The sequence below is a fragment of the Pseudomonas sp. 1176_21 genome (assembly GCF_052850635.1).
In genome coordinates this window covers 209,624-223,134 of sequence record NZ_VXCV01000007.1, presented here as the reverse complement: position 1 = coordinate 223,134, position 13,511 = coordinate 209,624, and the positions used below count along the sequence as shown (strand labels likewise).

Here is a 13,511-nt window from a genome sequence, read left to right as displayed (position 1 = left end):
TCACACTGATTTCGGTACGAGAAAAGTGACAGGAAAGCGGTAAATCCCAAGTCCAAAAGATCATCTGGAATAGGTGTGCCATAAACGACCGTTTACGGGACGGGTGGGCTCGTCAATTTCAGACGCTGAAAGCGACCGAAATCGAACCCCAGGATATTTTTCCTCGCTCAACATTTCCTTTAGCAGCTCAGCACCTGAGCTGAATGGAGGAATGACCATGAAGCAGAGTTTCCACTCACATTTGGATCGAGACTTGACCAGGGCCGGTTCGGCGATCCTCAAGGAGGCAGTCCGACGCGGGCTCCTCAGTCAACACGAGGCAATGATCCACGACCATCAATGGGCACAGTTTAGTATTTACGCCAAAGAGTCTCATGGGATGGATATCCTGGAGTTCGTCAATAAAAAACTGGTCCAGCAATATGGCGAAGAACTCTGTACGCAGGTGTACCACGGGAATCTTTCGGTGCAGACCGCGGAGGGTCTTCTTGAGACCGTGAGTTCAGTTATGGCCCTCGCGACCAGTGGTGACTGGAAAGTCGTGATGCCTGATATTGGCTTTCCTGGTCATGCACGGATTACGGCCCCACACAGCCTTGAACATGCAAAGTTCAAAGCCGCAGTGGAAGATGTTCAGACCCGCCTATCAGAGCATCTGGCGGTGGTGTTGATGTTAGTGCGGTATCTCGGCATCTCATTACGTGAAGCTGTTTTCTTCGACGCCCGAGCAGCTCTAGAGGCAGCCAAAGGAGATGGATGTATTTCCCTGGAAAGCGGCAAAGAAGGGCCGCATACACATAGGATAATTAACATCTCGATGCCAAAGCAGATCGCCGTTTTGGAGACGGCATCCGCCGTCCAAGATGTTTATCGCTATCCACAATCAAAGCAGACATGGCGGCTCTGGAAGCAGAACAGCTTACCTGCTGCCAAGGAGATTTTACTTTTTCATGGGCTGAGCTTCTGTGATTGCCGAGCAGCGTTTGCATGTGAGCTTTACAAGCAGTGGTCCGGTCATGAAGCCCCGATTCTTGGAGGGCGCGCTCCCAATATCGAGGATCTAGAAGCGCGGGATCACGTCGCCTACGAACTCGGGAATTTGCGTATCTGGGAAACTGATGCGTACGTCGGTGCCCGAGCCAGCCTGCGGAAGGAAGCCGCCGCAATCAGTCGCTAAGCCATCACACTGCAGATTTGGGATTAGATCAGACACCCTTAACCTTGGCAGACCTCGAAACTAAGGAGTCAGGGTATGGATCGTTTTGAATTGCTTGTATATGCCGTGCTTGCCGTCATCAGTGCGCTGACGATCGCAGGTGTAATTGGCTATATGGTCGCAGCGTACCTGGACAAAAAGCACAGCGACGATTGAGCCTTCAGCGGAGCGACCAGATATCTGCAACAAACTGCCCGCTGCCCCTTGGCAGCGGGCGCTTACCCAATCCATCGACAAGGCCCCTACTGCTGCGATAAGCAGTATTTCCTCAAGCCTATGAGGTCATGGGATGACTTCGGAAGGGCTGTTAATCTCCGCACCATAGCGAAAGTGACCGGAGCGCCGAAGCGTATAGATCAGCGACATGCACGCCCGCCATGTGGCGAGCTAGCTTGCCCAGTACGCTAAAACTCGTGCGCCGAATCGCTGGCAACATCTGATCTTGGGTTTTCCTAAAGCTACCGGAGAGTGTCTAGCGACTTCATCTATCCGGAGCACAAGCATGGAATTTCGTCACCTCGGTAACGGTCTGTACTTCCCACCTATTGCGCCCAACGGTCGGGTTTATGCTGTACCTCTTGGGCAGGAAACCCAGGTAGAGATTTTCTGCCTGACACCATTGGGCATCATGGGCGCAGGCATCAAATCGCACTGGTCAGAAATCGTTGGTTTTTACTACGACGACGAATCATGGGAGATCATCCCGCGCAATTACTCGGGACGAGGAATGCGCTTCCGCAGAGGCCTATCCTGCATCATGGTGATAGCTGGCAACGAGGCCCTCACGACCCATATCCAGGGCTACCCCATCCCCATGGGCGTAATGAACCGTATTGAGTTCGAAAAGCAGCGGGGCACTGAGGAGTAGCGCGTCACCGTCGCCACCCGCTACGCGACACGGGTACCAGCTAGGCCGGCACCTACCAATGTTTATTTTATGAAAGTGAAGCCTTTCACTACTAATACAGATCAAAGCTGGCCGGCTGACTTGGTCGTAAGCGTCACTGCTAATAGCAAATACGGCCTCCGCCCCCGCCTGCATGGGCCTGCTGGCTGACAGCGAGTAGATTTAGCGCCCTACACTGCTTATAGCCCGAACCCGTCGCCTTCCCTGATCAAGCGCAGCAGTATGTCTCGCCGGAGTTCACTGCTGATACGAGAAAGCCCCGTCAGACCAAGCTGCACGTGGCTTTCGGGTATTGAAGTCGGTTCAGATCCGTTTTGCACTGCTTATAGTATGCTCAGCCTCTACGCCTCCGAGCAGAGGTCGCCATGATCAAGCGCTTGATATCTAGACAGCTTTTTCTCATAGGCGACCAACGTCCGACGCAGCTGACGATTCTCACTGGCGATGCTGCGAATCTCAGCCAGACGCTCCTCAACCTGTAAAACGAGGACACGGTAAGGGGATTTAACAAACTCAAATGAGGAGGCTGGGTATTTGTGTTTACCGTTGCCTTTGGGAATAGTCAGGGGCGCGAACTTGTTTTTTTGCCCTTGCAGTGGCACCAGTTTGCACCAGTAGATCGAGTACGCATTCGGGCTCGTTTGCTTGATTGAAACGGCAGCCACGACAGATTTAACCCAGGTCTTTTTGTATATCTTCATGGACGCATCTATATAGCTCGCGGCCAGGCATCTCGCGTCCGCAAGCAACTGCTCGTACTGCTGATCCAGAAGGGTGACTATCGTCTGTGCTTCTTTACTCATGGCCAAGGCTCTCTTCGCTGTAAGAGCCAAAATGGTGACCGATCGCTGAGCCCCCGGAATTCGATTTCAGACCATTCTACCGTCGGAAATCTAACGAAGTGGGTGGACTGGCTCACGCTGTCATCCTACCTCGCGTCAGATGATCGACGGATGACGACATGTCAGTCGCAGAAAAACATAACGTGCAAAGGATGCACAATAGATGACGACGGCAGCCTTTACTCTGAGCGGAACAAGATCAACATGTGAAAAGCAGATGATAGCGAGCGGGCGTGTATCCCTGCCTAGCTGCAACTGGCCGACTTCTGCCAGTTACGACAGGCAGAAATCGGCCAGAAGTAGCCAGTCGATGTGTCTATGAAAACTCAGGGCAATTCAGGTCGTTTGGCAGCGGCGGTAGCGGGTGACGATGAGAAAGCTAAAGAAACAGTGATGATTTTTGTAGATCAGGTAGGTTTCGATCCGGTTGACGCAGGCTCGCTTGAGGAGTCCTAGAGGCAACAGCCATCTAAAAGAATATCCCGGAGGTGTTTTCCTCCGGGATTTAGCCTGCGGCTTCTGTCTGTTGTGGAGCTTCCGGGGGCGCGGGGACGCAAGTTGATGGATGCTGCGTCCCGAGAAGCGTATGTGTCGGCGCGGCCTAGACATCGAAATCCCCTCCAGCACCGACCTTGGCGTATCAAGGTTCCCTGAGGTAGAGTGCGATTCGGGATGCGCGACCCTTCAGGCTGCGCCCGGATCCAATGCTGATGTAAGGAAACAACGCCTTGATCACCCTTGCCATATTAGGTTTTCCGGATATCTATAACCGGCTGACTAATCTATATCCAGCCAAACCTTGGCTTAAAGTCGTAGAAAATATTAGTAAACTATCAAAGCAGTTCGCTGGTCGCGGCGGCCAAGAGGAATTAGATAGCTCTATCGCTTTTGGCCTGACGTTCTGGGAGAGGCATAAGTACGCACTAAGTGCAGGTTACGAATGGAACACAATGTATCAGACTATGCTATTCGTTCAGCGGGTAGTAGAACTCTGCGAAGCTGTCGATCGTGGTGAGCCGGGGCCAAAGGAACTGAAAAAACGATTTGAGGGAGCATTCAAGCTCTCTAGCGATATGCGTGCTTTGCAGTATGAACTCTACATGGCATATGTGCTCAAGTCTAGGGGATGCACTATCGATTGGCCAGAAGAAAGCAAGGGTAAGGAGACCTTCGACTTATTGGTCTATCCGCCTGGAGGCCTAGAGCCCTTTGAACTTGAGTGCAAGTCCTTCGCAGGCGATAAAGGATTTGCGGTACGCCTTGCTGACGGGCACCGTTTGATAGGTGCTTTGCTGGAAAAAATTTCGCTGGGAAGGCTTCTCCCAGCCAAGAAAGATTTCGCAAGCATTTTGACCATTACCTTGACTGAATCCGTGCCCACGGACGAAAAGAGCTTTCAGACATTCGTTGTTAATTTAGCCAGCGAGATCGAAGCCAAGGGAAGCAATTTAGAATGCGCCGGATTCTCTGTCTCTGAAGACTTCTGTCCTTTGGTTGGCGACCCTATGGATGAGGACGCGTGTGTTAACGCTGCGCAGTCGCTACCTGGCTCAGTAGCTGCTTTCGTAGCGTGTCATAGCCCAGAAGACAGGTTGAAAGGTATTAGGGTTGTGTACGCTGGAGATGTCCGGATCTGGACGGAAGTTGAGAAATTATCCAAGCGAGCATTAAATAAACAGTTAACAGGTAAGCGTCCTGGCGCACTTGCCCTGCAGTTTATCAACGATACGATCGAACCCATTAATACCGCATTTGAACCCCAAAATAAATATCGTCTTCTTTCAGAAAAACTGCTTACTAAAGATCATGCGCTGATGCTTATAGTTACGAATAGTATCGAACTATCTATTGAAAGTGTATTCATCCCGTACAGAATAGACGCCTCTCAACAAGAATATTGCACGCTTGCAGCATTTTACAGTGATCGGCTCGACTATCCAATAGCGCAGATCAAAACTCTATTTGACCCCCAATGATACTTGGGTCGTGCCCATTGCAGCCCATTGCTAGCAAGTGGGCATATCCACTATGTAAGACGGGAAACTCCGATCAAGTCAGCACTTGTAACCGACCTGTGCTGAAGTGGCCTCCGCTCAGCCGCCTCAGTAAGCTTTGAGGATAAGTAGATGGTCTTCTCCGATATCAAATATGCCGGTAAGGGGAAGTAGAGCAGCCGTGCGTGCTTTCTGACAGCGATGGAGCAAGCCCTGCCGAATGGATGCAGAAAACGCGTTGCCTGCTGAGACTACTTTGCAATCGGAGCTGCCATGGCTCACAACTAGGGATATCCTTTGTTTCTCTGAACATGATTGATAACGGCGTTCACGCAGCATAAATATAGGCTGAACTCGACGACAATGGAACCCATTGAAGTTAAGCTGACTGCAACGCTTTAAGTATCGGCGCTTTAAATGCATGCTCATAAGTGCACTATTATAGTAAGAGGGAAACATGTCAAATGTAACTGATATCGTTAGCGCTGTAGGTAACGCAGTTTCGGCTCTTGCAGCCTGCGTAGCTGCGATCGGCGTATGGTATGCACGACACCAGTTAAAGACGAGTCGTGAGATTGCGCAGTTGCAGTTTGAAGATTCATTGGGAAAGGAATACCGCGAATTAGCCGGAGAGCTGCCGAAGAAGGCTTTAATGGGAGAGATCCTAACTGACTCTGAATATGAAGAAGCCTTCGATGAGCTGTATCGCTATGTCGATTTGACCAATGAACAAACTTCGCTCCGGGCGCATGGGCGAATTACTCCGGATGTATGGAAAAGTTGGTCGGAGGGAATTGAGGCGAACCTAAAACTACCGGCATTCGCGCGGGCGTGGATTGAGATCAAGACTAGATCTTCTGGCTTTGAGGAGCTTCGTCGGCTTGAACTAGAATTATTCCAGAACGACCCCAAGGATTGGCATTGAGCCCTGCTCCCGGTCAATGCTTCGGTCGTTATCGTTAACTATCGAGCGGCAGCTATGGGTCGATTGCTGCCTGTCGTGAGGGGCAGCATGCGGCCAAAAGCAGCCCTTCGATGTGTCTAGACACTTCGGGGCGATTCAGGGTACCTCACGACTATTAGCTGTCGGCGATACAGAACGCATTCGACTGACCTGCGATGCGAATATCCCAGTGGAACAATGCCCCTACCACTTGGAGCTCAAGGTTCTACAAGTGAACTAAGCCCGGCTACCCGCAGCTCTAGGTTCTACTTATAGGCCTGGTGATCTACTGCATCATTCGTGGATTGCCGAGCGATAGTGTTGGAATCAGTAGGATTATCAGAGGTGGCCTCTGCAGCATTGAGTAGCTGCTTCATAACGTCGAGGCCTTCATGGTCACGAATTAGGTGATTCACCAAATCATCCGCATCGAAAGTGAATGGCTCGCGAATATCAACCATCCTAAAGAACCTAGAGGCCAGTAGCGTACCGCCTGTGTTCAGCAGTCCCTGCTCCCTTTTTCCAGTTAGTTGGGGGAAGAATGCCGACACCACAGCGGTACCCAGAGGGCGCATCTCTGTCGAGATTTGTACGTACTCCCAATGCCAGCGTCCCTTGGTAGGGCAGAATGTTGGTTCATCATCTTCAAGCAAGTAATTCCAGCTACTGCTTTCCCACATCCATTGAGGCGGTTTTAGCAGGTAAGGCGCGGCATCATCCGGCTTCACCGTCACCTCATGATTCCGGCCACTTCCCCAGATCGTCATTGGACGTTGCCTCAGATAGCCTAGGGCTCTCTGCCTCAAATGGAAGACTGCTAACCGATCGTTAATGTCGCTTTGCAACTGCGCCTGGCTCAATTCATCAGCCACTCCCAAGATTGTCATCCCGATGTCAAGGTTCAGGCTGTGCAGAGGCTGCAGGTTCAGATAGAGACGACCAATTAGAGGGGCTGGGAGACGTTCTGCACAGCCGGATTCCAGGATCAATGGAACAATCCTGACTCCAGGCTCGTCTGCGATCTTCGCCAACAGGCGTAGCTCTTCGTGCAAGCCAGATCCAATTCTCTGAGCCGCCTCCAAGTAGTCTTGATCGCAGAGGCAGAGGACGAGGAGTGGTCGTTTTGCTAAAGCTTTACCAATGGTGCGTTCGACTAGTTCGCCCAATGCAATGGTGTCACGATCCCAGAAGACGTCGTGCTTCCAATTTAGGCTCGCAACAATGCCTTGCCGAACCCATTCCTTTTTTTTGAATCCTGCGCCCCACGCGTACGAGATGAAGATAGAGCCGCCATTCTCTGCTGTTGTCATATGTCCTATCCTTTGGGCTGTCTGTTCGTGCGGGCAAGTCAACATCCTACTGGACCTAGCCTGACTATCACGACGTAAGAATTAATGAAGCGGACCCTAGGGAATGATAGAGGCAAGCGAGCCACTGATATAGCAGGCTTTTTGAATGCCATGAGCGGCTATCACGAAGCTGAAGCCGTGGGCAACTCAAGCTAAATCGTGCGCACATTTGTGATCCGCCTGGACGACAGCTTTTGGCCGGCTCTCGTCGTTCTGACAGGCGGAAAGCGGCTAATAGTGAGCATCAACCGACTGCCAAACATATCGGCTGATAAGATGTAATCACCAGAGCAAAACGCCGAAAAACGACTTAAGTACATACAATAAAAGACGCCTTTTACAACTAAATCATCTAAATGAGGGCGAACGCTCCAGCACCATTATGGCTCGGTTCAAAGGTGTCTACCTGCGTGACCGACCAGAACTTTGTCAGCAAAACTGTTATGGCCACGCGGGCAAAAGTAAATCCTATGGTAATAATATTCGGTATCACCCGGCGCGTCGGAGCTTTCGAGCTTCATATGAGGCTCGCACAATACAGACTCAAAACGCTCTGAACCCAACGGGAAGGAAAAAGTAAGAATAGCTTTACGGTCGCCATCACCTTCCAAGGTGGTAGGGCATCGACTTTGAGTTGAGAATGTTCTCAGTAATGCAGGCAAATCACCACCTATCGCATCACCCCAGTTATCATTTAAAGAGGCAAGGCAGCGTGTGATAATTCCAGAGTAAGCGCTATGCCCACCGTCAAAAGTATTCATGCATCCAGGAAACTTATTGCTGAATTTTAGCCTTGGAAAAGCTATTGAAAAATCCGCATAAAAATCTTCAACTACTTTTTCGTTTCGTGTCAAATCCAGACGAACAAAATTAACCCAATCCTCTTTTTTTTCTAGTTCACATTCCGCTCGACTGGGAATTAGCCCAATTGTTCCAATTATTGACGCGTCAGCAAGGTTTTGATGATTAAGAATCGGAGATTGGTCAATCATCGATCTGAATGCGAAGAGGCAGTCACGAGAAAGATGGCTTTCAGCGGCACCGTAAATCAAATCACAAAGGGCAACGCCTGGAAATATTTCCACTTCGTAAAGCGACTCTTCCTTTCGTACAACCTCTCCAGACTCCACTATATCTGTGTATAGCTTTATCAGTCGCTCGGAAAGTTCTTCAAATTTTTCTTGTTGGAGTGTTTCCAGTCTGAGATATCTATCTGTTTGGTGGTGTACAAGCCGAGTCATTTATTTGCTTCCATAGACGCTCTTTTAGCTCTCCGTGCAGCCATTAGCGCTGCAAGGTCAGTTCCTTGCTGATCAAAGAAACCGCGGGGCCAAGCGCTTAATTCCGCTAACGCATCCACCAGAATCGACTCAATCTTCGGCTGCGTATCACCATCCAAGGCAGAAAAAAATATCAATCCAACATCATTGGAGTTTACCAAATCGTTTATGGCAGCAAGGCGAACACCATTGATAACATTTTCGGAGTGCGTCTCGATGACAACCTGCACTCCTGTACTTGCCACTACCGCCAAAAACTGGCCTACCGCAGACTGTGCGGCTGGATGCAGGTGCGCCTCCGGGTTTTCTACGATGAGCATTGCGCCTGGTGGACACAACAGACCGCTAACTATTATCGGTAATACATAACTTATCCCAAATCCAGTGCTGGTTGGAGAAAGAGAGTTCACAGGCGTCCCTGTCTTCTCAATGCTCAACCGGACACGATTAATCTCTGGATAGGGGTGAGTGACAAGTTGAATATTTGGAACCAGCAACCTCATCCAACCTTCCAGTTGCACCTTAAATAGATTTGAACCGCTAACAATACACAACTTTTCATCTACTACGTGATTTTGCGCTTCTGCGCGAGCAATAGCATCAGCAGTATGTTCCCCAGTTAGACCGGTAGTAATGTAACTTTCATCCGAAACATCACTTAAATCACGAGGACCGTTGCGCTCCGCAATGAGATAATGAAACTGATCAGAAAAAATAGGCAAAAGCCCCGTCTTGTTGAAAATCTCGGTAGAGCGACCACCTTGGTAATGTGCTTGAATTGTGACCTTTGCGTTAACTATATCCGAGACAAATCTTAGCGCTACTGCTGGTGCCTCATTTACTTCCGGGCTGATCTTAATTTCAAGCTCGGCAGACTCTAATTCGTCGTTAGTAAGTCGTAGGCTATTCCCAAGCGCCAAATGATACGGACCATTTAGTTTTATCGGAAACTCTACGTCTGACTCTTCTGCTAAGACGCCAGCGTCGTCTAGCTTGCGCAGTTGATCGGCGGCTTGCCTCATCAAGAGAAGAGTCTGAATCATGCTGGATTTACCAACGCCATTGCCGCCACAAACTACCGTGATAGGCTTGAAAGGTATTTCGGCAGATTTAAAGCATTTAAAGTTTTTTACTCCCAAGCTACCGATCATATGTGCTCCTTACACATGGTTTCAAAAACGCTGAGCGCGTAAAAAATTCTCCTGCGATCATTCGTACCCGATGTCACAGAATCAAAAAGATCTGAGTCACTTTCAAGCTCCTCGGCAAGATAATACGCAAACATTCCTTCCGGAACATTCAGCACCTCATCCGTACTATAATTTGCAAGAGTTAGTGACCATGTCGTAAACAGAGAGCTATTAATTAACCGCCGCCTGGCATCAGGTTCTAAATGCTCTGGCAGACACTTCCTGAATGCATAACTACCAAACAAATGAGTTGCGTTAATCATTGCGCTTATAAAGCTCTCCCTAAGAGCTTCAAGAGTATCCTCGGAAGCTTCATTCAAGGTGTCAATTGCTTTATCGAGAAATCGGTCCATACTTCCAGAATATTCTTCAAGATAGTTATATTCTGTTAAGCGAAATGCAAGAAAGCGCAGAACCAATTCTTGGTCTTGCATTCTCACGCTTCCTATACTATGGCAAGTCGCCTCTAAAAACTCATCAGAACCACAAAGTTCCTGGATTAAATTTCGCGTTCCAGGAGAAGACATGCAATTTCTGATTTCCTGCGCATTTAAAGGCCTCCCCCCCTGATTGATACGCTTGAATATATCAAATTTAACATCCACAGGTGTCTGCGGATCGATGATATTAACTAAAATCTGAGTCTGCATTACTCGCTTACGATAACGCTGATCAATACACATATTGGGATCTTCGTGCCTAAAATACTTACCCTCTTCGTTTTTTAGATACTCAAGATCTTTAAGTCGCAGCTCATTATTTAAAAACTGCTGAATAACAGTCAATCTTTGCAGCCCATCAACCACCTGCAAAACCCCATTACGATCTTGGGCCATATAAAATACCGGCAACGGAATTCGTAACATTATCGACTCGATCAATCGAGATCGTGCTCCGATATCTGTCCAGACAAACTTCCGTTGAAAGTCTGGCGACAAGTTTATGTCGCCTTCTTCTATCATCTCATGAACCAAACTTATATTGAACGGTTTGGTATCAATACGAATACTTTCGGGGTCATAGGGGTAAACAAATTCATCAGACTGAACGGCTTCATCATTTGTATACTCGATGCCGCCACTCTGTTGAATTTCCTCATCGGCCAGATGTGCCAGAAACTGCTCAACTATTTCTTCAGTTGTGGAGTCGATATCATCAGCGATATTGATATCCACACGCCCATCAGAAAATCGGCAAACACGGATCTTGGGATGAACGGACAACCACTCACGCCGCCCCCGTAGCCTGACTTTGCTCTCTATGAGCTGAACCGAAGTCGGGTCACCATCGGCCATTCGTACGAATATCAACAAAGCCATTTCTCCAAAGCATCATCACACGGGCATTCTAGCTTACTGAGTAACGACACAGCGAGCGCGCTTACCTTCGATCGAATCTCCGGGTAGGTTATCGTATGACGCCTGTTGGCTGTGGACTCAACCTGTCAATGTAAATGCTACCAAGACGCGGGGTGGCTGGTTATAGCCGTCCGCTGCCTACCATGCAAGATAAAATCCTGCTTTCAGCAATCCACGAACCAGTTGTAAAAACGATATCCCCCACCAACCGACACAGCGCAGGTTCCGAGGGTCAATAGAGGCCACCGCCCCTCAACGCCAAGCCACCACTGAACTTTGAACAGTAAAGCGCCCATCAGGATACATGCCAGAACACCCAACGCCAGGCCAGCCAACGCAAATAGACGAGCACCTAACCTTAGGTCTCCGCCATGCCAGTTTTCACTCAGACAAAACGGACAATGATTTGACGAAGGCGAATAGCCCCAGAAACTACGGCTGTATATCGTTCTCGGAACCATCGCTTTGCCACAGTTGTGACAGTTAACCATTGAGTGTCTCACACCGCACCTCAGCTCAGATCGCCCTAAATGAGCCCATGGTGCGTTACCGCTTAAATAACCCAACAGGATCATCTAACAGCTACCTAGCGACCAGATCGCCAGATACCCGATGTCATGCAGCCCACGACTAAGACCATTCCCTCGGTGGTTGACGGGCGCTCGTCTTGCCGAAAACCGATAAATTCAGGACGCCAGTTCAACTCCTTAAATAGCCGCTCATCGGAAATACGTTAGCGGGGGCACTTATGGGGGCACCTTCGCAGACGCCAATTAATAAAGTGAGTTAAAACAGATAGTTATATACGACTATTTAATCCCCCCGGCTCCACCAAATTAGCTATACAAATCAGGCACTTAGCGTTTATCGCAAGTGCCTTTTTTGTGTCCAAATGGGTTGTTTTGGCTCGGTAATGCCAGCTTTATGACAGCCTTCCTAGCCCATTCCACGTCTGCGGCTATGCCCCATCGCATCAACCGTCATTGCGTTTTCCGACGATTTTCGGTTTGAATGGACTGCCCCCGCCCCCATAGACATTTTCCAGCCTCAAAGTGAGGCTCGTTCAAAGGCTCAGGACTGACGCCGCCCAGGTGGCTGTGACGGCGCGTTCGGTTGTAAAACGCTTCAATGTAATCAAATACGTCGGCCCGGGCCATGTCCCGGGTTTTGTAGATCCGCTTACGGATACGCTCTTTTTTCAGGCTGCTGAAAAAAGACTCCGCCACCGCATTGTCACAGCAGTTTCCTCGCCGGCTCATACTCGGCTCGAGGTAGTTGGCCAGACAAAAACGTTTCCAGTCATCGCTGCCATATTGGCTCCCCTGATCCGAATGCACGATGACTCTGGTTTTGGGTTTACGGCGCCATACCGCCATGAGCAACGCATCCAATGCCAGCTCCCTGCCCAGCGTTGGCTTCATTGACCAGCCGACCACCTTGCGAGCATACAGATCCAGTACGACGGCCAGATGTAACCACCCCTGCCACGTTCGGATGTAAGTGATATCGGTCACCCAAGCCTTATTAGGGGCATCGACAGTGAAGGCCCGGTTGAGATGATTTGGGGCAATGATCGATGGTCTGCCTTTGATTGCGCGCGGGGCTTTATAGCCTCTGAGCGCCTTGATTTTATTGGTGCGCATCAATGCCGCGACACGGTGCTTGCCGCAACTTTCTCCAGCCTCGCGCAAGTCAGCAAACACCCTCCGTGCGCCATACACACCTCGACTGGCCGCATAGGAGTCGCGGATCAGCCCTAACAGCCGACCATTCTCTTTTTCGCGATCAGAAACAGACTTGTGTAGCCATTGATAGAACCCGGCACGAGCAACTTTCAACACTCGACACAGCGTAGTGATCGCGTATTGATGTCGGTGCTCGTTCATGAAGCAGTATTTCACTCGGGTTCCCTGGCGAAGTACCGCGCTGCTTTTTTTAATATGTCGCGCTCTTCTTCCAAGCGTCGCATTTGGGCTCGCAGCCGTAAAATCTCACTTTTGGCTTCAAGCAACTCGCTGGCCTGTTTCTCGGTTTTGTCAGGCGTCACGGCTTTGACCCATTTGTAGAGGCTGTGGGTCGACACGCCGAGGCGCTCGGCTGTTTGCGCAACGGAGTATCCGCGCTCAATGACTTGCCTGACGGCCTCAGCCTTGAATTCCGGCGTGAATCGTTGGGTGCTCATAGACTTCCTCCTATGCCCAAAGCATAAGCTGGAGATGTCTACGGTGCCGCAGTCCATATGATGCTTGGAGGTGTCTACGAAACCAGAGGCGATTCAAAAGGCCCTTTTCTCGTGTATAAATTTGAGCAGACCCTCAACAAGACTGCGTGCGTACAGCTGGTGCCCCATTAACTCCTCTTCACCGTCAGCTCCCAGAAACTACGCCTAGGCTAATCATTAGGTGCAGCCATGCCAATCGCTCCCCAGCCCT

At 49.8% G+C, this 13,511-nt stretch carries 11 protein-coding genes; 5 read left to right on the top strand and 6 right to left on the bottom strand.

Going from position 1 to position 13,511, the window contains the following annotated elements; all coding sequences use genetic code 11:
* The first annotated feature begins 217 nt into the window (after window positions 1-217).
* Window positions 218-1,177: an integrase gene (locus tag FW760_RS18120; RefSeq protein ID WP_446443913.1), complete on the top strand. Its 960-nt coding sequence runs from the start codon at window positions 218-220 to the stop codon at window positions 1,175-1,177.
* A 541-nt stretch (window positions 1,178-1,718) separates the two neighbouring features.
* Complete coding sequence (locus tag FW760_RS18115) at window positions 1,719-2,084, top strand: hypothetical protein (protein ID WP_094993176.1); 366 nt, start codon at window positions 1,719-1,721, stop codon at window positions 2,082-2,084.
* A gap of 380 nt (window positions 2,085-2,464) precedes the next feature.
* Here FW760_RS18115 and mobI read toward each other — a convergent pair whose 3' ends face one another.
* Window positions 2,465-2,926: a conjugative transfer protein MobI(A/C) gene (gene mobI, locus FW760_RS18110; protein WP_094993177.1), complete on the bottom strand. Its 462-nt coding sequence runs from the start codon at window positions 2,924-2,926 to the stop codon at window positions 2,465-2,467.
* A 357-nt stretch (window positions 2,927-3,283) separates the two neighbouring features.
* Between mobI and FW760_RS18105 the strand changes: the two genes are divergently transcribed.
* From FW760_RS18105 to FW760_RS18095, 3 genes are all read left to right on the top strand, one after another.
* The gene (locus FW760_RS18105; protein ID WP_198833202.1) at window positions 3,284-3,421 is read left to right on the top strand and encodes a hypothetical protein; all 138 of its coding nucleotides are present in this window, start codon (window positions 3,284-3,286) and stop codon (window positions 3,419-3,421) included.
* Window positions 3,422-3,693: 272 nt separating this feature from the next.
* Window positions 3,694-4,941: a hypothetical protein gene (locus tag FW760_RS18100; protein ID WP_446443912.1), complete on the top strand. Its 1,248-nt coding sequence runs from the start codon at window positions 3,694-3,696 to the stop codon at window positions 4,939-4,941.
* A 475-nt stretch (window positions 4,942-5,416) separates the two neighbouring features.
* Window positions 5,417-5,884, top strand: coding sequence for a hypothetical protein (locus tag FW760_RS18095; RefSeq protein WP_094993179.1), 468 nt, complete (start codon window positions 5,417-5,419; stop codon window positions 5,882-5,884).
* Window positions 5,885-6,168: 284 nt separating this feature from the next.
* Here FW760_RS18095 and FW760_RS18090 read toward each other — a convergent pair whose 3' ends face one another.
* The 5 genes from FW760_RS18090 to FW760_RS18070 all read right to left on the bottom strand — a co-directional run bounded on the left by FW760_RS18090 (window position 6,169) and on the right by FW760_RS18070 (window position 13,261).
* Window positions 6,169-7,212 carry a toll/interleukin-1 receptor domain-containing protein gene (locus tag FW760_RS18090; protein ID WP_094993180.1) on the bottom strand — a complete coding sequence of 348 codons (1,044 nt, stop codon included), beginning with the start codon at window positions 7,210-7,212 and terminating at the stop codon, window positions 6,169-6,171.
* A 431-nt stretch (window positions 7,213-7,643) separates the two neighbouring features.
* Window positions 7,644-8,492: a hypothetical protein gene (locus tag FW760_RS18085; protein ID WP_094993181.1), complete on the bottom strand. Its 849-nt coding sequence runs from the start codon at window positions 8,490-8,492 to the stop codon at window positions 7,644-7,646.
* Window positions 8,489-9,682, bottom strand: a complete 1,194-nt coding sequence (locus FW760_RS18080; RefSeq protein WP_094993182.1) for an AAA family ATPase — start codon at window positions 9,680-9,682, stop codon at window positions 8,489-8,491. Before FW760_RS18080 ends, FW760_RS18085 begins: the two co-directional genes overlap by 4 nt.
* Window positions 9,679-11,016 carry a DUF262 domain-containing protein gene (locus FW760_RS18075; protein WP_446443911.1) on the bottom strand — a complete coding sequence of 446 codons (1,338 nt, stop codon included), beginning with the start codon at window positions 11,014-11,016 and terminating at the stop codon, window positions 9,679-9,681. Before FW760_RS18075 ends, FW760_RS18080 begins: the two co-directional genes overlap by 4 nt.
* Before the next feature lie 1,043 nt (window positions 11,017-12,059).
* A protein-coding gene (locus tag FW760_RS18070; RefSeq protein ID WP_434547958.1) for an IS3 family transposase occupies window positions 12,060-13,261 on the bottom strand; the annotation gives its coding sequence in 2 pieces (ribosomal slippage) (window positions 12,060-13,006 and window positions 13,006-13,261; 1,203 coding nt in all).
* Window positions 13,262-13,511 lie beyond the last annotated feature (250 nt).

Bases quoted from the DNA above. Each gene is read 5' to 3' on its own strand.
- FW760_RS18120 (WP_446443913.1), top strand. From the start codon at position 218: ATGAAGCAGAGTTTCCACTCACATTTGGATCGAGACTTGACCAGGGCC.
- FW760_RS18115 (WP_094993176.1), top strand. From the start codon at position 1,719: ATGGAATTTCGTCACCTCGGTAACGGTCTGTACTTCCCACCTATTGCG.
- mobI (WP_094993177.1), bottom strand. From the start codon at position 2,926: ATGAGTAAAGAAGCACAGACGATAGTCACCCTTCTGGATCAGCAGTAC.
- FW760_RS18105 (WP_198833202.1), top strand. From the start codon at position 3,284: ATGAAAACTCAGGGCAATTCAGGTCGTTTGGCAGCGGCGGTAGCGGGT.
- FW760_RS18095 (WP_094993179.1), top strand. From the start codon at position 5,417: ATGTCAAATGTAACTGATATCGTTAGCGCTGTAGGTAACGCAGTTTCG.
- FW760_RS18090 (WP_094993180.1), bottom strand. From the start codon at position 7,212: ATGACAACAGCAGAGAATGGCGGCTCTATCTTCATCTCGTACGCGTGG.
- FW760_RS18085 (WP_094993181.1), bottom strand. From the start codon at position 8,492: ATGACTCGGCTTGTACACCACCAAACAGATAGATATCTCAGACTGGAA.
- FW760_RS18080 (WP_094993182.1), bottom strand. From the start codon at position 9,682: ATGATCGGTAGCTTGGGAGTAAAAAACTTTAAATGCTTTAAATCTGCC.
- FW760_RS18075 (WP_446443911.1), bottom strand. From the start codon at position 11,016: ATGGCCGATGGTGACCCGACTTCGGTTCAGCTCATAGAGAGCAAAGTC.